26 protein-coding genes and 3 tRNA genes are annotated in these 26,273 nt (G+C 49.7%); 18 read left to right on the forward strand and 11 right to left on the reverse strand.

From position 1 onward, the window contains the following. Positions 1–7 precede the first annotated feature (7 nt). On the forward strand, positions 8–1,849 hold the full coding sequence (gene glmS / locus IMZ38_RS00210; protein ID WP_193436227.1) for a glutamine--fructose-6-phosphate transaminase (isomerizing): 1,842 nt from the start codon (positions 8–10) through the stop codon (positions 1,847–1,849). A gap of 2 nt (positions 1,850–1,851) precedes the next feature. Here glmS and IMZ38_RS00215 read toward each other — a convergent pair whose 3' ends face one another. Together IMZ38_RS00215 and IMZ38_RS00220 are read right to left on the reverse strand one after the other, a co-directional pair. Next, positions 1,852–2,610: a ZIP family metal transporter gene (locus IMZ38_RS00215; protein WP_193436228.1), complete on the reverse strand. Its 759-nt coding sequence runs from the start codon at positions 2,608–2,610 to the stop codon at positions 1,852–1,854. Between the two features lie 8 nt (positions 2,611–2,618). After that, positions 2,619–3,725: a saccharopine dehydrogenase family protein gene (locus tag IMZ38_RS00220; protein WP_193436229.1), complete on the reverse strand. Its 1,107-nt coding sequence runs from the start codon at positions 3,723–3,725 to the stop codon at positions 2,619–2,621. A 42-nt stretch (positions 3,726–3,767) separates the two neighbouring features. Here IMZ38_RS00220 and tsaA point away from each other — a divergent pair, with 42 nt between their 5' ends. The 8 genes from tsaA to IMZ38_RS00260 all read left to right on the forward strand — a co-directional run bounded on the left by tsaA (position 3,768) and on the right by IMZ38_RS00260 (position 8,960). Beyond that, a complete protein-coding gene (tsaA, locus tag IMZ38_RS00225) occupies positions 3,768–4,292 on the forward strand; it encodes a tRNA (N6-threonylcarbamoyladenosine(37)-N6)-methyltransferase TrmO (RefSeq protein ID WP_319637051.1) in 525 nt (174 codons plus the stop codon). 40 nt (positions 4,293–4,332) lie between these two features. Next, the gene (locus IMZ38_RS00230) at positions 4,333–4,611 is read left to right on the forward strand and encodes a hypothetical protein (RefSeq protein ID WP_193436230.1); all 279 of its coding nucleotides are present in this window, start codon (positions 4,333–4,335) and stop codon (positions 4,609–4,611) included. A 392-nt stretch (positions 4,612–5,003) separates the two neighbouring features. Next, complete coding sequence (locus IMZ38_RS00235; protein WP_193436231.1) at positions 5,004–5,165, forward strand: hypothetical protein; 162 nt, start codon at positions 5,004–5,006, stop codon at positions 5,163–5,165. A gap of 221 nt (positions 5,166–5,386) precedes the next feature. Then, positions 5,387–5,896 carry a ferredoxin domain-containing protein gene (locus IMZ38_RS00240; RefSeq protein ID WP_193436232.1) on the forward strand — a complete coding sequence of 170 codons (510 nt, stop codon included), beginning with the start codon at positions 5,387–5,389 and terminating at the stop codon, positions 5,894–5,896. Between the two features lie 33 nt (positions 5,897–5,929). Next, on the forward strand, positions 5,930–7,426 hold the full coding sequence (locus tag IMZ38_RS00245) for an ArsB/NhaD family transporter (RefSeq protein ID WP_193436233.1): 1,497 nt from the start codon (positions 5,930–5,932) through the stop codon (positions 7,424–7,426). Positions 7,427–7,528: 102 nt separating this feature from the next. Then, positions 7,529–8,344, forward strand: coding sequence for a heliorhodopsin HeR (heR, locus tag IMZ38_RS00250; RefSeq protein ID WP_193436234.1), 816 nt, complete (start codon positions 7,529–7,531; stop codon positions 8,342–8,344). Positions 8,345–8,456: 112 nt separating this feature from the next. Next, complete coding sequence (locus IMZ38_RS00255) at positions 8,457–8,666, forward strand: hypothetical protein (RefSeq protein ID WP_193436235.1); 210 nt, start codon at positions 8,457–8,459, stop codon at positions 8,664–8,666. A gap of 30 nt (positions 8,667–8,696) precedes the next feature. Continuing rightward, the gene (locus tag IMZ38_RS00260) at positions 8,697–8,960 is read left to right on the forward strand and encodes a MoaD/ThiS family protein (protein ID WP_193436236.1); all 264 of its coding nucleotides are present in this window, start codon (positions 8,697–8,699) and stop codon (positions 8,958–8,960) included. 5 nt (positions 8,961–8,965) lie between these two features. Here IMZ38_RS00260 and IMZ38_RS00265 read toward each other — a convergent pair whose 3' ends face one another. The 4 genes from IMZ38_RS00265 to IMZ38_RS00280 are packed head-to-tail and all read right to left on the reverse strand — an operon-like array spanning position 8,966 to position 11,317. After that, the gene (locus tag IMZ38_RS00265) at positions 8,966–9,694 is read right to left on the reverse strand and encodes a HesA/MoeB/ThiF family protein (RefSeq protein WP_193436839.1); all 729 of its coding nucleotides are present in this window, start codon (positions 9,692–9,694) and stop codon (positions 8,966–8,968) included. A gap of 20 nt (positions 9,695–9,714) precedes the next feature. Continuing rightward, positions 9,715–9,918, reverse strand: coding sequence for a MoaD/ThiS family protein (locus IMZ38_RS00270; RefSeq protein ID WP_193436237.1), 204 nt, complete (start codon positions 9,916–9,918; stop codon positions 9,715–9,717). Positions 9,919–9,942: 24 nt separating this feature from the next. After that, complete coding sequence (locus IMZ38_RS00275; RefSeq protein WP_193436840.1) at positions 9,943–10,689, reverse strand: GTPase; 747 nt, start codon at positions 10,687–10,689, stop codon at positions 9,943–9,945. A 28-nt stretch (positions 10,690–10,717) separates the two neighbouring features. Then, positions 10,718–11,317: an adenylate kinase family protein gene (locus IMZ38_RS00280; RefSeq protein ID WP_193436238.1), complete on the reverse strand. Its 600-nt coding sequence runs from the start codon at positions 11,315–11,317 to the stop codon at positions 10,718–10,720. A 115-nt stretch (positions 11,318–11,432) separates the two neighbouring features. On the opposite strand from IMZ38_RS00280, the gene tes reads away from it, so the two are divergent. Further along, a complete protein-coding gene (gene tes / locus IMZ38_RS00285) occupies positions 11,433–13,118 on the forward strand; it encodes a tetraether lipid synthase Tes (protein ID WP_193436239.1) in 1,686 nt (561 codons plus the stop codon). Between the two features lie 27 nt (positions 13,119–13,145). On the opposite strand, the gene IMZ38_RS00290 is transcribed toward tes, so the two are convergent. After that, entirely contained in the window at positions 13,146–14,576 is a 1,431-nt protein-coding gene (locus IMZ38_RS00290) for an alanine/glycine:cation symporter family protein (RefSeq protein ID WP_227410877.1), read from the reverse strand. Positions 14,577–14,705: 129 nt separating this feature from the next. On the opposite strand from IMZ38_RS00290, the gene IMZ38_RS00295 reads away from it, so the two are divergent. Together IMZ38_RS00295 and IMZ38_RS00300 are read left to right on the forward strand one after the other, a co-directional pair. Continuing rightward, positions 14,706–14,966 carry a hypothetical protein gene (locus IMZ38_RS00295; protein ID WP_193436240.1) on the forward strand — a complete coding sequence of 87 codons (261 nt, stop codon included), beginning with the start codon at positions 14,706–14,708 and terminating at the stop codon, positions 14,964–14,966. 111 nt (positions 14,967–15,077) lie between these two features. Further along, entirely contained in the window at positions 15,078–16,460 is a 1,383-nt protein-coding gene (locus tag IMZ38_RS00300) for an aspartate aminotransferase family protein (protein ID WP_193436241.1), read from the forward strand. 19 nt (positions 16,461–16,479) lie between these two features. On the opposite strand, the gene IMZ38_RS00305 is transcribed toward IMZ38_RS00300, so the two are convergent. Beyond that, a tRNA-Gln gene (locus tag IMZ38_RS00305) sits at positions 16,480–16,574 on the reverse strand. A 119-nt stretch (positions 16,575–16,693) separates the two neighbouring features. On the opposite strand from IMZ38_RS00305, the gene IMZ38_RS00310 reads away from it, so the two are divergent. Beyond that, a tRNA-Lys gene (locus tag IMZ38_RS00310) sits at positions 16,694–16,767 on the forward strand. Between the two features lie 19 nt (positions 16,768–16,786). Here IMZ38_RS00310 and IMZ38_RS00315 read toward each other — a convergent pair. The 3 genes from IMZ38_RS00315 to IMZ38_RS00325 all read right to left on the reverse strand — a co-directional run bounded on the left by IMZ38_RS00315 (position 16,787) and on the right by IMZ38_RS00325 (position 20,604). Beyond that, positions 16,787–18,679 (reverse strand): phosphoenolpyruvate carboxykinase (GTP), encoded by a 1,893-nt coding sequence (locus IMZ38_RS00315; RefSeq protein ID WP_193436842.1) that lies wholly within the window; start codon positions 18,677–18,679, stop codon positions 16,787–16,789. Between the two features lie 183 nt (positions 18,680–18,862). Next, positions 18,863–19,426 (reverse strand): endonuclease dU, encoded by a 564-nt coding sequence (locus IMZ38_RS00320; RefSeq protein WP_193436242.1) that lies wholly within the window; start codon positions 19,424–19,426, stop codon positions 18,863–18,865. After that, positions 19,423–20,604, reverse strand: coding sequence for a Cdc6/Cdc18 family protein (locus tag IMZ38_RS00325; protein ID WP_193436243.1), 1,182 nt, complete (start codon positions 20,602–20,604; stop codon positions 19,423–19,425). The genes IMZ38_RS00320 and IMZ38_RS00325 overlap by 4 nt, the downstream gene beginning before the upstream one ends. Before the next feature lie 117 nt (positions 20,605–20,721). Between IMZ38_RS00325 and IMZ38_RS00330 the strand changes: the two genes are divergently transcribed. The 5 genes from IMZ38_RS00330 to IMZ38_RS00350 all read left to right on the forward strand — a co-directional run bounded on the left by IMZ38_RS00330 (position 20,722) and on the right by IMZ38_RS00350 (position 26,271). Continuing rightward, entirely contained in the window at positions 20,722–21,444 is a 723-nt protein-coding gene (locus tag IMZ38_RS00330) for a DUF432 domain-containing protein (RefSeq protein WP_193436244.1), read from the forward strand. 1 nt (position 21,445) lies between these two features. Then, the gene (locus IMZ38_RS00335) at positions 21,446–22,276 is read left to right on the forward strand and encodes a mechanosensitive ion channel family protein (RefSeq protein ID WP_193436245.1); all 831 of its coding nucleotides are present in this window, start codon (positions 21,446–21,448) and stop codon (positions 22,274–22,276) included. A gap of 38 nt (positions 22,277–22,314) precedes the next feature. Then, positions 22,315–22,388 (forward strand) — tRNA-Ala (locus IMZ38_RS00340). 125 nt (positions 22,389–22,513) lie between these two features. Continuing rightward, positions 22,514–22,777 (forward strand): DNA-directed RNA polymerase subunit H, encoded by a 264-nt coding sequence (locus tag IMZ38_RS00345; protein WP_193436246.1) that lies wholly within the window; start codon positions 22,514–22,516, stop codon positions 22,775–22,777. Positions 22,778–22,782: 5 nt separating this feature from the next. Next, positions 22,783–26,271, forward strand: coding sequence for a DNA-directed RNA polymerase subunit B (locus IMZ38_RS00350; protein WP_193436843.1), 3,489 nt, complete (start codon positions 22,783–22,785; stop codon positions 26,269–26,271). Positions 26,272–26,273: the final 2 nt, after the last annotated feature.

Consider the following 26,273-nt stretch of genomic DNA (forward strand, 5'->3'; position numbering starts at 1 on the left):
GAACTGTTTGTGCGGAATTATAGGAGCCAGCCTGAGCAACCGGGTCTGCAGGGAGCTCGTAATTGGTGAAATAGTTTTCAACGGCCTGCTCAGGCTGGAGTACAGGGGTTATGACTCGGCAGGAGTAGCGGTTATAGGGGATCAACTCCTGGTTAGGAAAGGCAAGGGGAAGCTGAGAGAGCTGGATGCGAAGCTGGGTTTCAAAGGGCTACACGGCTGCGTGGGCATAGGGCATACTAGGTGGGCTACTCACGGAGTCCCCGACGATGTTAACGCGCACCCTCATGTTGACTGTAAAGGCGTGTTCGCAGTAGTGCACAATGGGGTTTTAGAAAACTTCGTGGAGCTTAAGAGAATGCTACAGAACAAGGGGCACGTGTTTGTAAGCGATACTGATACCGAGGTTATCCCGCACCTTGTAGAAGAATACTACCGTGAGACAGGGGATGTTTTCGAATCCTTCAAGCAAGCAGTGAAAGCTTTGAAGGGAACCTACGCTATCCTGCTGATAACGCCTCTCGAACCATTCAAAATTTTCTTCGCCAAGAAGGATAGTCCCTTGATAATTGGCCTCGGTGTAGGATTCAACCTCCTGGCCAGCGACATACCTGCAGTCCTCCCCCACACCCGCAAGGTGGTGGCGTTAAGGGATAACTGGGCGGGTTTCATCACCCCTAGCGAAGCTTACGTGGAGGACCTTGCAACCGGTAAGCCAGTCGAGCTCGCGGAGTATGTTAGGATTGTCGAGTGGAGTCTTAGTGAAGCCGAGAAATCCGGGTACCCCCACTTCATGCTCAAGGAGATTCACGAGCAGCCGAGAGCTGTTATGGAAACCCTCCACGGGGCCCTGCACGACCAACTAATCCCTGAAGCCGTTGAACTGCTGGCGAATGCTGAGAAAGTCTATGTTACAGGGGCTGGCACTAGTTTCCACGCTGCTGAACACTTCTCGATAACCGGGACAAGGCTCGCCGGCAAACCCATCATAAGCTTTATTTCAAGCGAGTACGACACCTACCTTCCCGCGGCGGGAGAGGGAGATGTCTTAATCGTGGTAAGCCAGAGCGGGGAGACAATGGACTCGTTAAAGGCTTTAAGAGCTTTCAAGAGAAAAGGCGTTAGAGTAATCTCCGTAAGCAACGTGATCGATTCAGCAATCCCCCGGGAAAGCCATGTAACGCTTTACACGCGCGCAGGCCCCGAGATAGGCGTGGCCGCGACTAAGACTTTCACAACCCAGACAACCCTCTTAACCTATCTCGCTGTGCGGCTTGGGGAAGCCACGGGTCAACTAGACGCTGGCGAGAGGGAGGGGATACTTAGAAGCATTAGCTCGGCAGGCGAACTGGTTAAGAAGGCTCTGGAGGACACTGGGGAGCGAGCTAAGAAGCTGGCCAGCGCAATCTCCCGCTCCAGCAGCGCATACTACCTGAGCAGGGGGGTTGGGGTCCCGGTTGCCAAGGAGGGTGCTTTGAAGATCAAGGAGATAGCATATATTCATGCAGAATCCTATCCAGCGGGCGAGTCGAAACATGGCCCTATAGCCCTGGTTGAGAAATCCTTCCCCGTAGTCTTCGTAATACCGAACGACACCTACCTTGAAACCCTGCTGTTAGGGAATATTGAGGAGATGAAGGCTCGTGGAGCATTCACTGTTGGCGTGGGACCTGAAGGCTCAAGGGCTGTGGAGCTTCTAAACGACTACATACCCGTGCCGCGGACACACTGGGCTTTAACCCCTCTCACCCACACAATACCCCTCCAGCTTCTAGCATACTACGCTGCTGTTGAGAAAGGGTTTGACCCTGATAAGCCTAGGAATCTTGCTAAAACCGTTACGGTGGAGTAGTTTCAAGCCAGTGTGTCCAGGAAGAGCATCGTCACAAACCCTGTTACAAACCCCATTGTCGCAACGTCTTCATGACCATACTTATGCGTCTCAGGGATCACCTCGTCGCTCACAACATAGACCATTGCCCCAGCGGCCAGCGCGAGTATGAACGGTATTAACCCCTGGCTTACCTCTATGAGCAACCCGGTTAGGATGCTTGCAAGTGTTTCACTGAACCCGGATAAAACCGCTATCGAGAAGGCTTTAAACCTGCTCCCTGTTAAACTTATCAGCGGGTATGATACTGCGAACCCCTCTGGCACATCCTGAATGGCTATGGCTATTGACAAGGCCAATCCTTTCTCGAAGACGAGGGCGGAGCCGGCTCCGACAGCCATTCCTTCAGGTATGTTGTGAATGAGCAGGGCGAAAACCATTAGGTAGAGTGCTTTAACCCTTCCCTTGTACCTGGCAGGGCCCTCAAACCTCTCCTGCAAGTGCTCGTGCGGGGTTAGCTTATCAACGATGAATATCATTACCACCCCGGTTATCAAGCCGGCTAACGCTACGTAGATGCTGGATAACTCTATGGATGGTATTAGCAGGCTTGTGAAAGAAGCTACCAGCATCAATCCTGCCGCGAAGCCTAGGCCGAAATCCATGTACAAGTCTCTTGAGTGGGGTGTTAAAACCCCTATTAACCCTCCAATGCTGGTTCCCAGGGCCGGGATCAACCCGAAAATTATGCTCCTTCCAAGAGCGTCTGCTTCTAAAAACATTACCCTCCCTACCAGCGCTTAATCCTTATCTTAACGTTTTTAGCTTCCAAGAACTCCTGGAATCCTTGCTTATGCTCGCTCATGTTCTCCAAGGGCTGTACGCCAGGCTTAACCAGCCGCTTCGCCGCCAGGTATGAAGCATACGCGTGAACCAGGGCTGTGAAGAAGGGTGTTGCCGGGTTCTCCACCGTCCCCTGTAAAACCGCTGTTTCAACATACCTTCCCCCGCCAATCCCTGTTGCCTCCACGTGGAGGATTGCTACATCGTTAACATCCGCCTTCAGCCTTGTCTCGAAGATTTTAGCGAGAACCCTCACCGGCTGCACCCTGGTGTTGTCGATTTCCAAGTAATCCTCGCTCATCAAACCCAGGTCTCTCAGGAACTTCATATAGCCTACGTGCCCAGGCCATCTCAGAGTAACCTCTCTCATGTTCCGCGCCCTAATGTTTCTCAACAGGGTTCTCAAGCCGTCTGACACGAATCCTTCAAGCATTCCAACACCTTCAACATCTACCGTGATGGTCTCGGATAACGGGTCCACTGCTACGAGCTCTCCGTTGCGGATAATTCTCGCAGGCCTCTTATACTCCTCGATGAGGTCAAAGGGGTTCCATGTTACAACGTAGCCTAGAGGGGGGATGGGGTAGCTGGGGATTCCTCCAACCATTATGTCGATGCTTTCCAGCCCTCCCAGCTCCTTTTCCACGTATCCTGCGATCAAGTTGCTGTAGCCCGGGGCGAACCCGGCGTCAGGTATGAACACGGTTCCACACTTCTCCACTACAGGCTCGAGCAGGTAGGGGTCTTCCCTGGTGAATGAAACATCCACGATATCAACGCATTCCTCAGCCAGGGTTTTCAGGATCGGGAAGGCTGTGGAGGAGGGGAGTGCTGTTACGAATAAGTCCGACTTTTTCGCAAGCTCTTTCAAAACGTCCTGCGAGTAGACATGGAACACTGTCCTGCCGAGGGCTTCAGCCAAGGGTTTAACCCCTGGGTTCGCGTCAACAGCGTTGAAGTTTGCGTCAGGGAGCAGTTCATGCAATAGTTTAAGCGTCCTATACCCGACTCTTCCAAGCCCGAGGACTGTTACCTCGCTCATAAGCCTCTCCAAGCATATTAATTGTTGCTTGAAAATAATAACCTCTTGGGAACGGTGTCCTCCACCATGGCCGAGTTCAGAATAGAGGTCAAGCCTATTGGGGTAGTCCACGTTGAAGCAGGTGATGAGGAGGTTAAGAAGAGCGTTAACGGGGTTCCAGGGGTTGTTGAAATATTCCCCGAGTACGAGCAAGGCTTGAAAGGGCTGGAAGGCTTCTCGCACATAATCCTTGTAACATTCCTGCATAAGACTAGTGATCGAGACAGGGAAACACTGCTGGTTAAGCCACGGAGGCTTGTCAAATATGGTTTCACACTGGAAGAACTACCGTTAATAGGGGTTTTCGCAACCGACTCCCCTCACCGTCCAAACCCGATCGGGGTTTCAATAGTCGAGCTGGCTAGAGTTGAAGGCAGGTTTCTACATGTCAAGGGGTTGGACGTGTTCAACGGAACCCCTGTGCTGGATTTGAAGCCCTACACGCCCGGCAGGGTTGTGCGGGAGGTTAGGCTACCGGAATGGTATGCTAGCCTGCTGGAGAAGGCGAGGAGGGTTGAGCCCGGGCTGAGCGACCTGTAACCTATTTAAGACCCCGGGATAAAGGTTAGCGTGGAGACAAATGGGTATCATAGCATCCAAGCTTGCGGTTCCCGGTGGTGGAGGCTTGCAGATTAGAGTTGAGTATAAGAAGGGCGGGGCGAGGGTGGATGTTTTCGGCGCCTTCTTCGAATCGTACGTTACCATCCCGGACAGGGTTTTGATAGATGGGAAGACTATTATGCCGGAGCCGGACAGCGATGTTATATTTTTTATTGACGCTGTAACGTTGAAAATAACTAAGTCTAAGAATATGCCACCGTTAATAGAGATTACTACAGCGTCTAAAACAAGAGCTTGAAAACGAGTTTTGAACAACAGTGTTTGAAACAGCACTTAGTTATGAATTATTGTCTTAAAGAAGAAGTATTAAACAATGTTGGAAAAACCTGCAGTATTACCTGAAATTCTTGATCTAGGAGGTTTTCGGGTAAACCACCTATATACTTCACAAGCCCCGGGGAGGTTTGAGGAGGGAAAGTATTATCCCTATGTTTTCAAACACTTACTTTTGAAGCATAATTCTTTCATGATTGAGTTAACAGTAAACTGTTTCAGAAATAATTTATGGAGGCCAGAGCATTGTTAAAGAATCGTGCGTATTACCGCGCCAGCCCGATCTAGAAGGGTTTTACCGAAACCACCTAGCCCGTTTCACATTCAGACTCATGGGTTAGTTTTGAAGGTATTAGCATGGTGCCTAGCCCCGGTGTCCTGGCGCCTGCGGGTGTTGTAGGGTTGCGGGCCCGATACGGGTTTCTTTGTATTAAGGAGGATTCAGCGATCACTGATCAAGCTGTTCCCCCGTTGAAAAACAAGCGGAGGATTCAGCGAGGAGATCACTGGTTAACTTGACCCCGGTTAAGTTAATTAGCGATTAACTACCCTATTTGATCACGTTACAGGATCCAGAAACATAATCATGTTTGAAAAACATGCACACTGTTTAAAACTCGGGTCTAAACCGGGCCCCCTCCACGTGGGGAGCATGGGTTCTTGAAAATATTTTGTATAACATGTAGCCGGGGACAGGTATTTATACAGGACCCTTAATTACAAAAGCCCTGGTGAACCCGATGATTACCGAGCAGGATGCGGTGAGAAACGCTGTGAAAACAGCTGCAGAATTAATGGTGGCCTCTGCGAAAACCGCTCCGAAAGCTAAGGGAGTGGACAACATAGTTACACTCATCCTCGAATCGAAAGAAGAGCTGGAGAAGCTTGCCTCTAAGATGGAGGAGCTGGCCCCGGAGTACGGGGATTTCTTCAAGAGGGATGCTCAGAACGTTAGGAACAGCTTAGCTGTTGTTCTGATCGGGTGTAGTATTTCAAGCCTTCAGTTGAACAAGCCTGGCAAATGGACCCTTGACCCTGATACTGTTAATTCACTAGTAAACCTTGGAATAGCAATAGGTTCTGCTGTTAAAACAGCAGGCTTGCTGAACATAGATAACAGGGTAATGTTCACTATAGGGGTTGCAGCCCAGGAGCTCGGCCTGGTGAAAGCTGACATAGTGTACGGTATACCGTTGTCGGTAACGGGGAAGAACATATTCTTTGACAGGAAGTGGCCTCCTAAACTGTAAAGCATGCTTAGCGAATAGGGAATGGTGTTTTTTATGTGGAGGAAGATGGCCTTAACACTCATACTTTCCTTTACCATATCAACCCTCCTCTCCTACTTCATCGTAATCCCGGACACCCCTGTTGGTGCTGAAATAGTAGGCTACTGGAGAACGGTGACTGGGAACAAAGGAGGCATTAATGATTTAACAAGTATTTTCAAGCAATCCGTTTCCCTGGGGCTTTTCCTAGCTGTAATAGGGTTGACTATACTTTCAATGGAGTACCGCTACTACGCTGCCTTCCTGGGAATATCATTGATAACAATCCTGGGCATAGTGCCTCCCCAAGACATGATCGCAGGTGTGGAGTGGAGCCTAATACTTTTCTTGATAGGTAGCATGACGCTCGCATTCATCCTTAGATCCCTCGGGGTTTTCGAATACCTCGCGATCAGGATACTCGAGTTTTCCAACGGCTCGGTTAGCAAGCTATTCTTTATAATACTGTTCTTCGCCTGGTTCCTAGCAATGATCGTTGACGAGGCAACCAGCATAGTCTACGTGATCCTCCTAGTGTTCGAGATTAAAAGAATGACCCGGCAGGATGTAAGCATTATGGCTGTCGCCGCTGTTTTAGCAACCAACACTGGCAGCATGGCCCTGCCTGTTGGAAACCCTATTGGAATATACCTTTCTTTCACAGCCCAGTTGTCCGTTAAAGACTTCCTGTTTAAATCACTGCCTTTATCATTCATCCTTTTAATAGTTGTTTACACTACTATCTACTTGTTAAGTAAAAACTACTTGAAAACACTGGCAAGCGAGCTTAGCGAGGAAAGGGTTAGGAAGAGGATAGAAGCCTACTACTCCAACATACGTAGGGAGGACCTTGGCAGGGTTAAAATGGGCACAATGCTCATACTAGTTTTCCTTGTAACAGTATCCACGGTGGATTTCACCGCTGAAATCCTCACACGCTTCTCCGGCACCCACATCCAGGCTCACTCCCTCCTCTCCTTCATACCTTATACGCTGATACTGGTCGCAGGGTTGATCTACAGCCCTGAAAAGCTGGAGTACGCTATAACAAGGGGTGTTGAATGGCCGTCAATCCTGTTCTTCATAACGCTCTTCATGCTAGGCTTCTCCCTATTATACACGGGGATAGCCTCTAAGCTAGCCTACGTGTTCATCGAGACAGGCATGAGCCCTGGTGGCGAGGATCCAGGCATGCTGGCAGAGCTAATGCTGGTTTTCTCAGCGGTTCTAAGCAGCGTGCTGGACAATCTAAGCGTCATAGTGGCGGCAACACCCATGGTTGAAACCATAGTGGCATTGTTCTCGGCGAAGAAAATATACTGGAGCCTATTATACGGGAGTGTCCTAGGAGGGAACTTCACCCCGATAGGGTCGACCGCTAACATAGTAGCGGTTGGAATGCTTGAAAAGGAGAAGGTCAGGACAACCTGGGGTTCCTGGCTGAGAGTAGCAATTATACCAACCATTATCCAGGTTTTAATAGCCTTGGGATGGAGTGTTTTAATGGTTTAAACAATCCTACACCACCCTGTTAACAGTTGCTGAAGCTTATTGTTGAAATGTTTAAATTGTGGAAGATTCATTTATTAAACATGAAATAAAAGGGCGGATTTCTTGAATCCTAAGGAGAGATTGGAGTTAATAGCTAAGTCACCAATAACGTTCACCCATCTCAGGCGGATAAACATTGCCGCAGGCATATTACACTCCATCACCGGTGTTTTAATGCTGATTCTAGGAGTGCTGCTGGAATGGGAGCGGCCTATATATACTTTCTACCTGAAATTCGATGTAAGCCAGTTCCCGTTCAGGATCTATCCGAACCCGCAGGTACTCTTCACGCTGAGCAATCTCGGCGTACTGGTTGCATCATTCCCATTGATGTCTGCAATAGCCCACTTCACAATAGCATTCCTCAAGTTTGACAAGTATGTTGAAAACTTGAAGAAAGGGATGAACCCATACCGCTGGTACGAGTACTTCTTCTCCAGCTCAGTGATGATCGTGCTAATAGCCTTGTTCATCGGCGTTCTCGATCTCTGGTCCCTTGTCATGATTTTCACCTTAAACGCTATCACGATGATGTTCGGCTACTTAATGGAGCTGTTAAACCAGTACACCGAGAAGACCAACTGGACGCCTTTCATACTGGGATGCTTCACCGGCGCAGTCCCATGGATAGTCCTGTTCGCATACTTCGCCGCAGCGATTTCATCAGCAGGCACTAACCCGCCAGCGTTCGTCTACGCAATATTCTTCATATACTTCATCGTCTTCAACGTCTTCGCTCTGAACATGTTCCTACAGTACAAGAGCGTTGGCAAGTGGAGAGACTACCTTTACGGCGAGAGAATGTATATTATACTGAGCCTGGTGGCTAAGACCATACTTGCATGGCTTGTGTTCATAGGAGTGTTCGCACCGTTTTAAAAAGTTATTTTAAAATAATCATTTATTTCTTTTAAGTCAACCATCGCGTGTTTCAACATTTTAAGGCAAAATACTAATTCCTGAAACAGGAGGTAGGCAAGGGGTTCGCGAATTGCTCTGCGTTAAAATACTTCCTGAAAGCGTTGAAAAATGCTTCAGCGTTGAGAAAGCGCTTCTGAAAAACATTGTAGAAGGGTTGAAGGAGGAGGTTGAAGGATACAACATCCTCGTCCTCGTTAACGATAAGCTCGTTGAAAACTACGACTTGGAAATCACTAGTGCCGATAGAATTATAGTAGTGAAGGAAAATATAGGGGGATAAGCGTATTATAACGGTAAGGGTGAGGCCTTTTTGAAGGTAACCGTGGTATTCCTGGGAAGAGCTAGCGAGCTATCCCAGAAGTCAATAATAACGGTTGAGCTACCTGAGAACGCAACACTCTACGACTTGTTGAAAAAGCTTGGTGAGGCAGTTAACCCGCGGATTTTCACCAAATTCCTCGAGGGCCAATACGTGTTCGTGACATACGTGAACGACACCCCCACTATCTCGCTCACAACCCCGTTGAAAGATGGTGACAGGGTTTCGCTTATAACCCCGGAAATGGGTGGTTGAGAAGCTTACTGCTCTAGGCACACCTGGCAGTCAAACTTCTTAATCTCTATTATTTCGAGACTGTTTGTTTTACCATTGAATAAGGCTATTTTATTAATCAATGGTTCCCCTATGCCTAAAACAATCTTAACAACTTCATTAACTTCCAGCAGTCCTATCAACCCGGGAATATGCCCCATCACTATTACAGGCTTCTTCTCCGCCTTCTCAACCCCTTTGAACAAACACCTTAAGCAGGGTGTTTTCCCTGGTATAATAGTTGTTAACTGCCCGTAGAACTCCCCAACGCCGGCGTGAACCAGGGGTTTTCCAAGCCTCCAGCAAGCCTTGTCCAGGACGAACCTTGTCTCCCAGTTATCCAGGGCGTCGACAACCACGTCGGCCTTGCTTACGTAATCATCTATTGTTTCCTCAGTGATTCTCGCGTGAACCGGTACTATGTCAACGTTAGGATTGAGTTTTCTCAGCTTATGGTATGCTGCAACTACTTTAGGCTTACCTAAGTCGTCAACAGTGTAGAGGATTTGCCTTTGAAGATTGCTCAACTCCACTAACCCTTCATCTATAACGATTACTCTGCCAACACCCATGGCAACCAGGTAGTAGAGAACAGAGGAGCCCAGTCCCCCGGCCCCGGCAACCAGGATGCTCGAGCCTTTAAGCCTAAGCTGCCCCTCAACCCCAATCAAAGGGATTTGCCTACTGTACCTTTCAAGCTCCTCAGCGCTAAGCACGCCTGCCCCCGCGCTCAACCCTACCCACCCGACTTAACCGTGAAGACTGTTACCGCATCCCCATCAACAACTTCGTCATCCTCGACGAGTATTTCACCATCTTTTAAAACAACGTACTCGGTAGGGTTCAGCCCTAGTTTTGCCAACAGGTCTTTAACCCTGATCCTGGATGCTTCAATAATCCTCGGCTCTTTTTCACCCGTCACAGTGACTTTAACAGGCATGAGCCACCATCCTCGAGAACTTAGTTATCCAGGCTTCTCGTAAAAAGGTATTCTACCATCGTGATAATCCCTTATGATAGCTCTCGCGGCCTCCTCTATCAAGGGCTCCCGCGTGGTCTTGTAAAACCATCCTCTTTTAACAGCATAGTGTTCAAGAATCCCCAGAGGATCCTGTGCTTCGATACCGTAGGTTTTAACGAATGCTTCCTTATCGTAGCCTAGTATCTTCTTTATGAGCTCGATCGCAGGGTTCACTGGGTCCGGGAGCTTCTCCGGCGGATACCCTCTTAAAACCCTCTCTAGATCCCCGCCCTCCACCGGTATTACACCGGGGGTGTCGATCATGTAGATGTCCTCGTCAATCCTGTAGAGCTGGAAGGTCCTAGTGTATCCTGGGCTCCCAGGGTAGGGGCTCGTAGGGGCTGAGTGGCGTCCTTTAAGGGCGTTGATTATTGAGGACTTCCCTACCTTGGGATAGCCTGCCACCGCGACCGTTGCCGGGAATTCTCTCGCCAAGTGCTTGATTGTTCGGCGAAGCCTTAGAGTACCCATGTGCCTGGCAGCGGCAATGTAGACTGCGTGGTAGCCCCTGGCTTTGAAAAACTCCTTCCACTCATCAGCAACATCCCTGGGAACCAGGTCGCTCTTGTTGAGAACGAGAAGCAGTTGCTTGCCGTGCCTAGCAGTCATTGCCTCAAGCCTTTTGCTGAAAGTCTCCAGCGGCGTCCTAGCATCCAGGACCATTAACACAATGTCTGCTTTAGAAACCATCCTCTCCAGCTCGCTCCACGAGGCTAGTTTAAAAACCGTCGCTATCACCCCCGTATTTCTCAAACCTTTCCAAGGCTTCCACAGGGATCTGCTCAAGCCAGTTGATCCTTAAGCCCGGCTCAAACCCGGCCTCCCCTCTTACCACCGCAAGGGCTTCACCAAGCACTACATCAATACTCTTCCCGGAAACATCCAGCTCGTAAATCTTATTCTCCCCGAAGGCTTCCAAGGCATTCACCGAGACCGTTCCAAGTATCTCAGCCATAACATTCTCATTAACCTTCTCCCTCCCCCACCCTCTATCCAGTAGCCTCTTCTCGAGCTCGAGAGGATTGAGCCTTAGAACAACAACCTTGTCCACGATGCCGGGGTCGATGATCTCTGGGTAGTGGGTATCTATGATGACGTAGCCATCCCTGTTCTCAACAATTCTTTTAATCCTTGAGGCAACGGCTTCCTCATCGATCACGTATGTTTTCCTTGAAGCATCATACTCCAGGATGAGCCCGTTATCGATGGCGAACCTTGACAGGTCAATAGCCTCCGTGCCTAAGACTCTTGCAAGCTCCCTGGCCAAGCTCGACTTGCCCGTTCCCGGCACGCCTGCTATAATAATGGCTTTCCCCATGGTTTAACACTTGAATAAGGAATTTGTAAAACCCTTATTTATCCTCCAGGAGCATCCCGGATACGTTTTTAATTCCCCTGTGCTATAACATGTTTATAGACTGCTGGTGAATGGTTTGACCCAGACAACGTTGAAGAGGCCTGGTGAGATATCTTACTCCTTGCCTAAGGTTAGGCAGGGGGAAGAGGTCTTATCCCTCACGTTAAGCGTGTGCCCATACTGCTACAGGGAGCTGGCAAGCATTATTGTTGAGAGAGAGGGAAAGGTTTACATTAGGAGGGTTTGCCCGGAGCACGGGGAGATAGAGGAGCTCTACTACGGTGATGTAGCCTTCTATAAGAAGGTGACAAGCTGGTATGAAGAAGGCCGCGGGGCACGCCACGTGTACACTCCTGTATCAACCCTCTGCCCCTTTAACTGCGGACTCTGCCCAATGCATAAGAACCACACCGCGTTGATAAACATGGTTATAACCAATAGGTGTAACCTAAGTTGCTGGTACTGCTTCTTCTACGCTGAAGCCGCCGGATACGTTTACGAGCCAAGCCTTGAACAGATAAGGGACATGGTGAGAAGCATTAAGAAGCAGGGGGTAACGGTTGCGATACAGCTAACGGGCGGAGAGCCCCTGCTAAGGGATGACCTAATAGACATTGTCAAGCTCCTGAGGGATGAAGGGGTTAAACACATCCAGTTGAACACCAACGGGATAAAATTCGCAGAGCTATATCTCGAGGATCCTGCTAAAGCAGTGGAGTACGCTAGGGCTCTCAGAAGCAACGGTGTCAACACAGTCTACCTCAGCTTCGACGGCGTGTCACCAGTGGTCAACTGGAAAAACCACTGGGAGGTACCATATATTTTCGAGACTTTCAGGAAGGCCGGGATGACCAGCGTCGTCCTGGTGCCCACTGTTATAAAGGGCGTGAACACTCACGAGCTGGGAGCTATACTAAAGTTCGCGGGGAGAAACATGGATGTTGTCAGAGCAGTGAACTTCCAGCCGGTAAGCCTTACAGGCTACATGAAGAAGCATGAAAGAGAGAAATACCGTATCACAATACCCGACGTTGTCAAGCTCGTGGAGGAGCAGACAAACGGGGAGATCCACTCCAACGCCTGGTTCCCGGTCAACGTTAGCGCAATATTCTCAAGGTTCGTGGAAGGCTTCAGCGGCGAGTTCAAGTTTGAGATGAGCAACCACCCGATATGTGGTGTTGGAACATACGTTTACGTTGAAAGAAGCAACGGCAACGTCAAGTTCACCCCTATAACGGACTTCGTCGATATTGAAGGACTCCTCGAGTACTTGAAGGATAAGTGGGAGGACCTGGTTACAGGCTCTAGCAGGTTGACAACAGGCCTACGCCTCCTCTACAGTATAAGAAAGTTTATCAACCAGGAGAAAGCTCCCGAGGGCTTCGACCTCTACAAGCTACTGTTTAACATTATTGTTAAAAGAAGCTATGAAGCCCTGGGAGAGCTACACTATAAGCTGTTGTTCATAGGGCAGATGCACTTCATGGACCTGTACAACTACGATATTCAAAGAGTTCAGAGGTGCAACATACACTACTCAGTACCTGATGGCAGGCTGATACCGTTCTGCGCGTTCAACATCTTTGACGACATCTACAGGGATAAGATACAGAGGGAGTACAGCATCCCGGCGGAGGAGTACTCGGCTAAGTACAGCCTGCCCAAGGGGTATTTGACGAGAAAGTATGTGAGAGATAGGAGAAGGCTTGAATCCTCAGAGCTCTACAAGATTACTTATGAAGGATTGCTGGAGAAAAAATAATGCTATAGGGTTTTAGAAGAGAAAAACCTACTTTTTAGCCTCCCCGGTCTCCACTGTATGCCTTGAGTAGAAGTCCTTGATCAGTCTCAATGCTAGAGGCGTGAAGTATGCTACAGCTATTAGGTTGGGGATAGCCATCAAGCCGTTAGCCATGTCTGAGAAGGTCCAGAATGTTTCAAAGTATGCTCCGTACACGGCGGCAGGTATAATGGGTATTATCCAAATTATTCTCCAGATAAACCTCATCGGTTTCTCAGGAAGCCTCAGCGTCCTAACCCAGAAGTAGGTCCAGTTAATCTCTCCATACCACTCCCACGACAGCAGTGTTGTGTAGGCGAACAATGCAAGGGCTACTCCGAGAATGATGGGGGCGTATGTACCGTACGCCCTGTAGAAGGTCTCCATGGCGAGAGCCGCACCGCTCAGGTCGGGTCTGTCGATGTATGTTCTCGCAACAATGTTTGCAATACCCGTGATCGAGCAGATAACAATCGTGTCCATAAACACCTCGAAGACGCCGTAGAAGGCGGCCCTGCCAGGATGGTCTACTGTCATGAAGGCGTAGGCGTTGGGAGCGCTTCCCATGCCTGCCTCGTTAGAGAACAACCCTCTCGCGAAACCGTACCTGATAGCGCTGTAGACAACCCATCCCGACAAGCCGCCTGCAGCGGCCTGTGGTGTGAAAGCGTATGTGAAGATCTCCGAGATGCCTGCGAGGAAGTTGCCGCCGAACTTTATCCAGACGCCGATTCCGAATATTATGTACCATGCCGCCATGAACGGGATCATGTAGTTAGCTACTTCTGCAATCCTCTTCAGACCGCCGATGACGACGAGGGCTGTGAAGAACATTATCAGTATGCCAACTATCAGCCTTAACTGGAAGATCTGCTCCTCGGTTTCAGCCCCGAATAGTTTACCAATGTACTCAGCTCCGAGCGCGACATTGTTAGCCTGAACCATGTTGCCAATGCCGAATGCCGCTATGAAAGTGAAGATTGAGAATAACACTGCGAGAGCCGGCCCAATCACCGGGACCAGCCTGATGTAGTATGGTGTGCCACCCTCAATCCTTCCCTCCGGGGTAACCCTCCTGGACCACACGCCCAGGGTTGCCTCAACACCCTTCAAACCCATTCCAAGTATTGCGCAGACCCACATCCAGAATAGGGCTCCAGCACCTCCAAGGTGTAGAGCGGTTGACACACCTGCGATGTTTCCGACACCGACGGTAGCGCCCATGACTGTGGCCCAGATGGCGAAAGGCTTAACCTCACCCCTGCCTCCTGTACCCTTATACAGCATTGTTTTAACCGCCGTGCCAAACTTTCTTATCTGGTAGAATCCTCCTAGTATTCCAACGGCTAGTCCTGTTCCAGCCAGGATGATTATGGCAGGTAGACCCCACACGAGGCCATCGATATAATCTATTAATTCGACGATATCCAAATCCTTCACCCACAAATACTAGTATTTTATCGTATAAAGTATAAATACTTTTACTGTATGAGTTATAGTTTCCCACGCTAGAGGGTTCTGTTAAGGTTTAAATATGAGTGGGGATAAACATATTATTATGGTGGTCTAATGGTTGAGTTTGAAGTAACTCCTCGGCAAAAGGACACGTCGATAATCGTGTGGATACTATCCCTTATAATCCTAGGAGGATTGATGCTGTCGCTAGGCTTTTCCACAAACATCAAGGACGTCGTGGGAGAGGACCCATACTTAGGCTACAGGTATGTTGCCCACTTAATCGTGGTTGCAGTAGTATTGATCATCGGAATAGTAGGCTGGTTGTCTGGCAGACGAACTGTTGAGAAAACCGGGATTTTCAAATTCGAGTAACCCTTTTCCTCAGCAGAGGAATTCTTTTTCCGGGTTCTCATAAAATCCCAAAGACGGTTTTGATCACAAGCAATATTAACCATTACACCCATAGTTATATTTTGTGATCTTATGAGCATAAACCCGTCCATTCCTACCAGTAAGAAAATAGATAAGAGCCTCCCCATCGTGGAGAAGTATAAAAAGTATATGTCGCAGAGCCAAGCATTCAAGTACTTCCCAATCGTAATCGCTAAAGCCAAGAACGCCAGGATATGGGATCTTGACGGGAACGAGTACATAGATTTCCTCGCAAGCGCGGCATCATACAACATCGGGCACTCCAACGATGCCGTGGTCAAAGCTGTTAAGCAACACTTGGACAAGTTCATCCATTACTGTCTCTACCTCTACCACGAGCCCGTGGCAGAGCTTTCAGAAATCCTTGTGAAGATTACACCAGGGGATTATGAGAAAAAGGTTGTAATAGGGTTGAGCGGCGGCGACGCCAACGACACAGCTTTGAAAGCTGCTCTCGCATACACTAGAAGGCCGAGGATAGCATCTTTCACATACTCATACCACGGAACCACTGCCCTAGACATTGCCGTCGGCGGCTCCTTCGACCCCGATCTAAGGAGCACCATACCCTTCCACAACGTATTCTTCCTAGAGTTCCCAGATACCTACAGGTGCGTTAACAACATCGAGGACCCGGTTCAGTGCGGTGAGGAGTATTTAAGCATGATCGACACCTTCTTCAAGAAGAAGTATGCTGGGGAATCCTTCGCGGCAATGATAATAGAGCCGGTTCAGGGCGATGGCGGCGTGCTAGTGCCTCCTGAAAACTTCATGAGAGGGGTTAGGAAGATAACCCAGGAATACGGGATGGTTTTAATAGATGATGAAGTCCAAACCGGGATGGGAAGAACTGGCAAACTCTTCGCAATAGAACACTTCAACATAACCCCCGATGTAATAGTGCTGGGTAAGGCGCTGGGCGGCGGGATGCCCGTGTCGGCAGTGGTTGGTAGAAGGGAGATAGTGGAGTCGGCTCCTCCGCAATCCTTTTTCGCAACATCAGCCGCGCATGCTTCATCCGTGGCTGGCGCGATAGCGGCTGTGAAGTATGTGTTGGAGAACAAGCTGGATGAGGTAGCGGCTGAGAAGGGAAGATATCTTGCGAAAAGGCTTGGGGAGCTGAAGGAGAAGTATGAAGTAGTCGGCGATGTAAGAGGCCTAGGCCTAATGCTCGGAGTTGACATAGTAAGGGATAAGAAGTCGAAGCAGCCTGATAGAACACTAGCGTTGAAAATAATATGGAGAGCGTGGGAGAAAGGATTGATAATGATGACCTACGGCAAATACGGCAACGTGCTAAGGATTGCTCCCCCGTTGACAATACCTTACGAGGACATGGACCGGGCTGTTAACATTATAGATGAATCGATAAAAGACGCCGTAGAGGGCAGGGTGCCCGACAACGTTGTAGACTACATGGCTGCCTGGAAGTAAAGGCTTTTTTAAAAAATAGTAGCCGGGCGGGGATTCGAACCCCGGTCACGGGGGCACTCCCCCTCGGCCCAAGGGACCAGAGCCCCGCATCCTTGGCCGCTAGACGACCCGGCTGTCAATTATGAAATAATCCTGTAGAGCTTTTTAATCTTTAAGTTTCGGTCAACGCGGGGAACACTTGGTTAGAGCGGTATGTTTTAAAAGCCTATTCGGATTAATCAATAATAGCCTGGGGGCCCGTAGCTCAGCATGGTAGAGCGGCGGGCTTTTAACCCGTAGGTCCCGGGTTCAAATCCCGGCGGGCCCGCATAACCCTATTTTTAAAATCACGCACGGTCAAGCCTGAACGGGCTTATCAACTCTCCAAACCTGTCCCTTGCACTGGTAAGCCGCTGCTTCTCCTCTCTCAAAATGCTGAAGAATAGCGGGGGGGTATCAGGTATTTCAGCATAAATCATCCATATCCTCTCAATCTTATCCAAGAGCTGCTTCACCCTGATCGTGAACAGCTTCTCGTAAAGACTCTCAGGGAACTCCTTGCCCAGCTCCTCGTTGAACAAGACCACGAGATCACTGTATATCGGTATGTAGCCTGTCGGTGTCTCCACAGCCTCGACCTCGCCGTGAACCCTTTTCTCCATCCACCGCAGCCAAACCCTCTTGTCAACCTTCTCAGTCAGGAACCTGCCATCCTCTCCTCTTAGGAAGTAGTTGACCCCGTAAACCCTGGGTGTTGATGAAAGCTCTTCTGCAAACCGGAAGTGAAGGTCTACGAAAGCACCCGGGGAGATCGACAGGAAATCCAGGATTGCGAACGGGTTAAACTCCCTCACCCCTGCTTGACCCAGCACTGCAGTAGTCCTCTCCGACTCCAGCGACGCTCCCTTAGTGACTATTCCATGGAACCAGTCAAGAGCTTCCTCAACCGGGACCCATGTGTCAGAATCCCTACCGCCGAAGATCATGCCTGAGACGGGAACGCCCATGGGGTCGTTAATCCTGGGGTCAACCCTGCTCAGGTAGAATATGCTTGTCGTAAACCTCGCGTTAGGGTGGGATGGCGGGATAAGGTTGCCGTTCTCATCCTTCTTGCCAGGCCACCACTTACCAGCGTAGTTCAACCCTGGCTTGGGATCGCCCTCCTTCCCGTTCCACCATATATCCCCGTCCTCGGTGAAGAGCACGTTAGCAAATATTACCTCACTATCCCCCGAGGTCAGTATCTTGTAAATCTCCGCATCGTCAACAGGGTTGACGCCGTCGATTATTCCAAACATTCCCACCTCAGGGTTGATAGCCTTTGCCACACCCTCAACATTCCTTATGATGGCTAGGTCATCGCCTACCACGAGATCGGCGATAAGCGCGGTTGAGGTTTTACCGCAACCAGCTGGAAAAGCCCCTGTGAAGTACGCTACCCTGTCGCCGCTACCCTTCATACCAATTATGAACATGTGCTCGCAGAGCCATCCTTCCTTGAATCCTTTGTAAACGCAGAGCCTGAGGGAGAGCTTCTTCAACCCCACAGTGTTGCCAGCGTACTGTGTGTTAACACTGTAGGTTATCATCTCCTCGGGGTCGATGTAGATCCTTCTCTTAGAGATGTTCTTGCTCCAGCCATTCTCATCCCTCTCACCCGAGCTGTGAAGAAACCTCATGTACTCGATCCTATCGCTACGCGTGAACTCGTCGTAGCAAACCCTGTACAGAATGTTCTCGCTGTGAGCCACGTAGGCTGAGTCCGTTACCTGCACGCCATAGAGCGTGAAGGGTGAGCCTCTTGGACCGAAACAGTAGAAGCCTATGAACATTTCCTTGCCCTTCATTATGTCGCGGTAAATCTCCCATACCTCCCTCCTCAACTCCTCGCGCCATCCGCTGTTAACAAGGGGTATTTCAACCCCTTTCTCAGTCATGATCTTCGTGTTACCCCTATCCCTTGCTAGATCCTTCACACCGTCGAAGTGGACGGTGTGGAGAGGGTTGTAGCTTGAAACATACTCCTCCCTGTTCTCAACAGCTCTTCTACGAATATAGCTCAAATCCTCCTCTGAACCCGTGTTGATGAAGATTGATGATGGCTTCAAATGCTCGGCCACCTGCCTGATCCACTCGATCAGGCCGCAATCCCTCACTCTCGCAAGCTTTTCAAGCTCCCGGCTACTCATGTATGGTTTCAAAGCATTCAACGTCTCCGTGCAAGAACCCTGCGCCCCCATGGAAGCAAGCACCTATTTTATAAAGAAATGGTTGACTCGTTATAAAAACAAGGCTGTGCCCGGAAGCCTCTTCCCTCTCAATGCGGTTTCAAGCATTTCCGGATACTTCTGATTCTGCGGAGAGGTTCGACAGCTGGCAGGGGTCCAACCCCTTACCTCATAACGGATCATCAACGCCCTTGTTCACAAATTCTGAAGCAGCCTGAGCCGTGAAATACTTGATGCAGCCATGTCAGCAATTCTCAGAGCTTCCGGAACAGGGCTGTAGATGCAGTTTCTCTTGTAGAGGTCGACAGCCTCGTCAAAGGAGATGCCTGCAGGGTAGATCTGCACAGGCTTCCAAGGTGTTTCAACAAAAGTCATTGATGAAGCTACCCTGCTGATAACTCTAAACCTTTCAGCCCAGTCGGGGAAATGCTTGGATAGGGCCTCCCTTATCTTCTCAAGGTTTAAAGGATGGTGTTGAACAACTATCACAGGCTTCCCGGTCTCAGCGTGAACAGCGTCAGGATCCACTACGTCGAAACCTGAGTAGGTGACGCCATCGAGGAACACCAGCTCCCCTGTCATGAGCTTAGACATTGCCGTGATAACCCGTTCCGAGTCCCTAGCATCCACGACTACGACTCCATACCCCATTCTTGTTAGAACACCGTTATCCAGCTCAACCCCGGCTATAACTGTGGTTCCTCTCCTCCCCTTGAAATCCAGGGGGAAGAAGCCGTCGTCGAAGCCTTCAACCCTCATCCTAAATCCTTCAATGCTTCCTCAATATTCTTGATAATGTCCGGCTTAACCTTTATCACCTTTGTAACCCCGTGCCTACCCCTGTTAACCACTTCCGCCAGGACAAGGCCCATCATGTCTAGTTGAGAAATGATCTCGCTAACCCTTCGCTGAGTGAGAGGCTCATACCCGAGGTCTCTAACCCTGTTCACGTAAGCAAGGTACACCTCCCCGGTGGTGGCTGAGCCCTTCTTCTTCACGATCTCCAGGATCTCTTTCAAAACAAGCTTCTGGTGGAGGGGTAGGAATGAAACCGTCTGGTAAACCCTCCCCTCCTCTATTTCAACAGATGCTTTCCTAACATGCTCCACTGTAACCTCCGCAGCACCCTCCCTCTCAGCTATCTCTCCTGCAACCCTCAGCAGGTCCAAGGCTCTCCTAGCGTCACCGTGCTCCCTAGCAGCTATTGCCGCGCAGAAGGAGATTACTCCATCGCTTATAGCCCCGGGGACGAACGCTTTCTCCGCCCTCTGCTTCAGGATAGTGTATAACTGCTCGGCATTGTAGGGTGGGAAAACCATTTCAACCTCTCCGAGGCTAGACCTAACCCTTGGATCCAGGTTTTCAACGAAATTAATATCGTTGGTTATCCCGATTAAAACCACTTTCGAGTTGGAGAGCTCCTCGTTTATCCTGACAAGCTTGTAGAGGAGGTCATCCCCCTCCCTTCTAACATAGTAGTCTATCTCGTCAAGAATCACCACGTGTAGGCCTCCCCAGTTCTCCAACGCGTTAACATACCTCCTGTACACCTCGCTCACCGCTAAACCAGTGTAGGGAACCATGAGGCCAAGCTGCCTCGCAATCTCAGCTATCACCCTGTAGGTCGTATCCACCTTCCTAGTGTTAACGTAAGCATCCTTCAGCTTTGTTCCAAGCGAGGCTGATTTCTCAACAATCTTCCTTACCACATACCTTGCAACAGCTGTTTTACCGGTACCGGTTAAACCATATATCAGCACGTTGCTCGGCCTAACCCCGCGGGCCACAACGATCAAGTGTTCCGCGAGCCTTTTAATCTCATTCTCCCTGTGGGGAAGGGTGTCCGGCACGTAGTCCGGCTGGAGAACCTCCCTATCCATGAAGATTTTCGAGGCAGCGCCTGTCCTCTTTATCAAATCATCTATTATCTCGCTCATGATCAATCACTGAAACAGGGGTGTTTCAACTCGACCAACAAATAATCCGTGAAGGTTTCGTTATAAAGCATTAACCTAATAAAGATTAAATCATAGTGTTTAAGGGGAAGAACAGGGATGTACGGCTTAGTGGTCAAGGATTCCTTGGAGATCGGCGAGGCTTCCATCAAGATTGAGCGTTTCGAAAACCATTTGAAGTACTGGCGAAGCATGAAAGGGGATGTTAAGGAAGTCCTTCTCGACAGGAACGCGGTGGTTGAGACCAGGCCTATCTACTCGCTTTTCCACCCCTCCTACGTGACAGGTTACATACTGTTTTCGTTTTCCAAACCGGTTGTCCTGAGCCCTAAATCCACCCTGAGAATCCAGCTGCAGCTACCTGTCGACCTAGCAATATACGCGTACAGCGGGGACTTCTACCAGTTGATCGACCTGATACCGTTGCATCCAAGCTACAAGTATGCTCTATATGGACCAGTAGTATCATCGGTTGAGGCCACGGGCTACATAGCCAGGCTTGTGAAAGGGGAACCGGTGGCTGACAACACGGCTGAGCCCTTGGAGAAGCATTGCTTGACAAGAGTGTTAATTGTGAATAAAACCCAGGATTTCGCCAGCGTCACGAAAATCCTGTTGGACGCTAAGCCCTTGAAAATATTCTATGTTCCAGGAACGTGGAAGTGCTACACGCAGGATATTAAAATGATTATAAACTCCGACGAGCATGCTTCAATCCTCTACGAGGAGAAGCCGTGCAAGGAGTGCGTCGAGCTCGAGGAGCCCGAGGAGTTTAAAGGATTATTGAGAGCCTTAAGCACTGAAATGCTGTGGGGGTATTAGCATGAGCACCGTCGACTCGATTCTAAGCATCCTGAGCAACCCCCAGCTCCTAAACATCACCGTCGCGCTCATCATACTCGGCATAGGATACTTCACAGCCCTGTTAATCCGTAGAACAGTCTTCAAGGTAGGGGCTCGACTCTACGCTAGAAACATTGCAAGCCTTGTCTCCAAAATTATCTACTATGTAATCCTCCTCATAGCTCTATCCACAGCTCTCGGATACTTAGGAGTGGAGCTAACAGGCTTGATAATAGCTGGAGGATTCGCGGGCATAATAGTCGGTGTAGCATTGCAACCCTTAATGGCAAGCTTCTTCGCCGGACTCTACGTTATGGCTGAAAGAGTGATCCAGCAGGGAGAGGTTGTTTCCATAGGCAACACCATGGGGGAGGTGGTCGAGGTCTCATTAATGTTCACCAAGATAAGAACGTTCGACGGAGTACTGGTCACCATGCCGAACAGCCAGCTCTTATCAAGCGTTATTCAAAACTACAGTAAAGCTGTTGCGAGAAGGCTTGAGTTCACTGTTTCAATAGCCTACAGCGAGGATGCTGAGAAAGCCTACAGGGTGATAAAGGAGACCGTGGACAGCCATCCCTACGTGCTGGCGGAACCGGCTCCCGATATTTTCGTGTCAAAACTCGGGGACAGCGGGGTGGTTATCACTGTCAGGGTATGGGTGCCCAGAACACTTGTATACCCTGTAACGAAAGACTTGCTATGGAAGATTAAGAAATCCCTTGACAATGCAGGTGTTTCAATACCGTTCCCGCAGCTGGATGTCTGGATAAAAACCCCTGTCACGCTCAAGAGGGAGGGGAGCGGTTAAACCTTATAAACCTGGTAAAAACTTATCTAACTCTAGACGGGCCGGTAGCTCAGCCTGGAAGAGCGCTCGGTTGGCATCCGAGAGGTCCCGGGTTCAACTCCCGGCCGGTCCACTTCTTTCCCATTTAAAATTTAAAAGACATATTTATAGGGAGTTAAAGCGATATTTTTAAAAATCCGTCTAAACTTGTTAAACCAAGGAGAGCATGATTAGCTCGCCCTGTTTAAGGTGCTTATCATGAAGAAGAGAATTAATATTCTGGAACACGAGCTAGTGCCAAAGCATGAAGTTCTCGACCCTAAGGAAGCCGCTGAGGTTTTGAAAAGGCTTGGACTCCATCCTTGGCAACTCCCCTGGATCTCCATCGACGACCCCGTTGTCAAGGCGATCGGTGCTAAGCCGGGGGATATCATAAGGATATATAGGAAGAGCCCTACCGCTGGGACTTCAATAGCATACAGGTATGTAGTCGTTGATGTTACCAAGAAGACGGAGGCTTGAGGCCCATGGCAGCCCAGTTAACAGTTGAAGATCTATGGCTCGTTATGAAGAAGTATTTCGAGGAGAAAGGGCTTGTAAGACAGCACCTTGACAGTTACGACAGGTTTATCCGCGAGCTCCTGCCGGAGATGTTGAAGGAGTTTAAGGAAATCCCTATCACCGAGGACGTGAAGATCACTATTGTCGACTACCGCATTGAGGAGCCGAAGTGGATAACTCTTGAAGGGATACCTGAGGAGAAGACGCCGATGGAGTGTAGGCTGAGAAACCTCACTTACGCTGCTCCCGTAATGGTTAGGATAAAGTATGTTGATGAAACCGGGAGGTCTAAGGAGCAGGAGTTAAAGCTGATGGATCTACCGGTGATGTTGAAATCCAGTATCGACCCGTTGAGCAAGATGACTCCTGAGGAGTTAACATCTATCGGGGAGGACCCGAAGGATCCCGGCGGCTACTTCATAATAAACGGTAGCGAGAAGGTGCTGGTTGCTCAGGAAGACCTGGCGAGCAACAACATTATCACGGACGTGGCGCCGGAGGGGTCGTCCTACACTCATTTAGCTAAGATAATAAGTGTTTCAAAAGGCAAGAGATCCCAGCTCGTCATAGAGCGGAGGAAGGATGGAACATTCTACGCTAACTTCCAGGGGCATAAAATACCCGTGATCGTGTTGATGAAGGCTCTGGGGCTGGTTGGAGAGGATGAAATCCTCTACGCTGTCAGCCTCAACTCAGATATTCAGCTACACCTGTTCCCCTCGATACAGGAGGTTTCGAAGATCTTTCCGAGAGAGCCTATCCCCGAGGGACTCTCCCCCGAGGAGGAGGAGCGAGTACTAAGGGAGATAAAGGAGAAGGAGATTGAGGAAGCTTTAGACTACATAGGCTCAAGAATAGCGATAGGCAGGCCTAGGGAGGAGAGAATAAGGAGAGCGCAGAGAGCACTGGATGAAAACCTCCTCCCGCACATAGGGACTGATCCAAGCCCTGAGACAAGGATTAAGAAGGCTGTTTTCATCGGGCAGATGATTTCTAGAATAATCGAGCTCCACCTAGGGTTCAGGGAGCCGGATGACAAGGACCATTACAGGAATAAGAGGCTTAAGCTGGCTGGAGACCTCCTCTCCGTCCTCCTAAGAACTGCACTACTGGCTTTCACCCGGGATTTGAAAGAAAGCGCTGAGAAGTACCTGGCGAAGAACAGGAGACTAGATCTCAAAATGGTTATAAAACCCAGCGTGATAACCGATAGGATTCTCCACGCAATGGCAACTGGGAACTGGCCCGGCGGTAAAACAGGCGTCAGCCAGCTACTTGACAGGACCAACATGCTCAGCACTCTAAGCCATTTAAGAAGGGTTGTGTCACCGCTTTCGAGAGGTCAACCCCACTTCGAGGCCAGAGAGCTCCACGGGACTCAATGGGGCAGGATGTGCCCGTTTGAAACACCTGAAGGAGCTAACATCGGTCTCGTTAAAAACCTTGCTTTAATGGTTAACGTCAGCGTGGGTATCCCCGAGTCAGAGGTAGAGCCCATACTCTACAAGCACCAGGTTAAGCCTTTGATAACGATAACCGACAAGGCAACCGGTAAGACAGTGAAGGGTATACTGGACGAGGTGAAGGAAGCTGTTAGAAAATACGGCGAACTACCCAGCGAGTACGGAGGCTGGAGCAAGGTATACCTTAACGGGAGGTTGATCGGCTACCATCCAAACGGGGAGGAGCTTGTCAAAGAGCTAAGGAAGATGAGGAGACAGGGCAAGCTCAGCACCGAGGTTAACATAGCCCATATTAAAACAGAGTATCTCGACGAAGTCTATGTGAACACAGACCCGGGCAGGATTAGGAGGCCCCTGCTGGTTGTTGAGAAGGGAGAGGTTAAACTCACACGCACCCACCTGGAGAAGCTTAGAAAGGGTGAGATAAGCTTCGAAGACCTTGTGAACAAGGGGATTATAGAGTACCTGGATCCTGACGAGGAGGAGAACGCTTACATCGCTCTCTCAATCGACAATATCACGCCGGAGCACACGCATGTCGAGATCTGGATACCGGCTATACTCGGCATAACAGCATCGATAATCCCCTATCCCGAGCACAACCAGAGCCCGAGAAACATGTACCAGGCTGCGATGGCTAAGCAGAGCCTGGGACTCTACTCCGCGAACTTCCAGAAGAGAATGGATACAAGGGGACACTTCCTCCACTACCCGCAGAAACCGCTTGTGCAGACTCGCTCGATGGAGGTTATAGGGTATAATGAGCGCCCCGCAGGGCAGAACATGGTAGTAGCAGTGTTAACGTTCACAGGGTACAATATTGAGGACGCGCTCATCATGAACAAGAGCAGTGCTGACAGGGGGCTTGCGAGAAGCACGTTCTTCAGGCTCTACTCAACGGTTGAATACAAGTACATGGGTGGTCAGCAGGACGAGATAGTTATACCTCCAACCAACATTAGAGGATACAGAGGGCTAAGGGCATATGAGAAGCTGGAGGAGGATGGTATCGTAGCCCCTGAGACCCAGGTCGCAGGCGGCGATGTCCTCGTAGGGAAGATAAGTCCTCCAAGATTCCTTGGAGCCCAGGAGTACATGCTTGGAGCCGGGCTGACGAAGCAGGATACCAGCGTGGTCATGAGGCATGAGGAGAAAGGCGTTGTCGACACCGTCCTCATAACAACCGATAGTGAGGGAAACAAGCTTGTCAAAGTACGCGTGAGAGATCTAAGGATTCCCGAGCTTGGGGACAAGTTTGCTTCGAGACATGGTCAGAAAGGAGTGCTGGGACTACTGGTTCCACAGTACGACATGCCTTTCACAGAGGAAGGAGTTGTCCCAGACCTCGTCATAAACCCGCACGCCTTCCCAAGCCGTATGACAGTTGGCCAGTTGATTGAAAGCATAGCCGGGAAAGTCGCTGCCCTGGAGGGGAGGGTTGTAGACGCTACACCATTCCATAAAACCCCTGTTAAAGAGCTTGAAATAGTGTTGAAGAGGCACCGCTACCTACCCACGGGAGAGGAGGTAATGTATGATGGTAGGACTGGCGAGATGATTGAATCCCCGGTGTTCATCGGCATAGTCTACTATCAGAAGCTTCACCACATGGTCAGCGACAAAGTCCATGCCAGGGCAAGAGGCCCTGTTCAAATACTAACCAGGCAACCAACCGAGGGCCGCTCAAGAGCCGGCGGGCTGAGATGGGGTGAGATGGAGGTTGACTGCCTAGTAGGACACGGTACCTCCCTGCTTCTAAGAGAAACTATCCTCGACAGGAGCGACATAACCAGGGTCTACGTCTGCGAGATCTGTGGGCATATTGGATGGTATGATAGGAACAAGGGTAAATACCTGTGTCCAATACATAAGGAGAAGGGTTCTCTGAAACCTGTTGAAATATCCTACGCGTTCAAACTCCTGCTCCAGGAGCTGATGAGCTTCGGGGTTAAGCCGAGGCTTGTTGTCAAGGACGTGAGGAAGGAGGTGTGATG

This window comes from Thermosphaera aggregans (assembly GCF_014962245.1).
Classification (GTDB): Archaea; Thermoproteota; Thermoprotei_A; order Sulfolobales; family Desulfurococcaceae; genus Thermosphaera; species Thermosphaera chiliense.

Coding starts and splice junctions, on each gene's coding strand:
- IMZ38_RS00350 (WP_193436843.1), top strand. CDS start 22,783: ATGGCAGCCCAGTTAACAGTTGAAGATCTATGGCTCGTTATGAAGAAG.
- IMZ38_RS00345 (WP_193436246.1), top strand. CDS start 22,514: ATGAAGAAGAGAATTAATATTCTGGAACACGAGCTAGTGCCAAAGCAT.
- IMZ38_RS00240 (WP_193436232.1), top strand. CDS start 5,387: ATGATTACCGAGCAGGATGCGGTGAGAAACGCTGTGAAAACAGCTGCA.
- IMZ38_RS00245 (WP_193436233.1), top strand. CDS start 5,930: ATGTGGAGGAAGATGGCCTTAACACTCATACTTTCCTTTACCATATCA.
- IMZ38_RS00330 (WP_193436244.1), top strand. CDS start 20,722: ATGTACGGCTTAGTGGTCAAGGATTCCTTGGAGATCGGCGAGGCTTCC.
- IMZ38_RS00315 (WP_193436842.1), bottom strand. CDS start 18,679: ATGGGGGCGCAGGGTTCTTGCACGGAGACGTTGAATGCTTTGAAACCA.
- IMZ38_RS00300 (WP_193436241.1), top strand. CDS start 15,078: ATGAGCATAAACCCGTCCATTCCTACCAGTAAGAAAATAGATAAGAGC.
- IMZ38_RS00215 (WP_193436228.1), bottom strand. CDS start 2,610: ATGTTTTTAGAAGCAGACGCTCTTGGAAGGAGCATAATTTTCGGGTTG.
- IMZ38_RS00295 (WP_193436240.1), top strand. CDS start 14,706: ATGGTTGAGTTTGAAGTAACTCCTCGGCAAAAGGACACGTCGATAATC.
- IMZ38_RS00335 (WP_193436245.1), top strand. CDS start 21,446: ATGAGCACCGTCGACTCGATTCTAAGCATCCTGAGCAACCCCCAGCTC.
- IMZ38_RS00280 (WP_193436238.1), bottom strand. CDS start 11,317: ATGGGGAAAGCCATTATTATAGCAGGCGTGCCGGGAACGGGCAAGTCG.
- IMZ38_RS00275 (WP_193436840.1), bottom strand. CDS start 10,689: ATGGTTTCTAAAGCAGACATTGTGTTAATGGTCCTGGATGCTAGGACG.
- IMZ38_RS00230 (WP_193436230.1), top strand. CDS start 4,333: ATGGGTATCATAGCATCCAAGCTTGCGGTTCCCGGTGGTGGAGGCTTG.
- IMZ38_RS00320 (WP_193436242.1), bottom strand. CDS start 19,426: ATGAGGGTTGAAGGCTTCGACGACGGCTTCTTCCCCCTGGATTTCAAG.
- IMZ38_RS00235 (WP_193436231.1), top strand. CDS start 5,004: ATGGTGCCTAGCCCCGGTGTCCTGGCGCCTGCGGGTGTTGTAGGGTTG.
- IMZ38_RS00270 (WP_193436237.1), bottom strand. CDS start 9,918: ATGCCTGTTAAAGTCACTGTGACGGGTGAAAAAGAGCCGAGGATTATT.
- IMZ38_RS00325 (WP_193436243.1), bottom strand. CDS start 20,604: ATGAGCGAGATAATAGATGATTTGATAAAGAGGACAGGCGCTGCCTCG.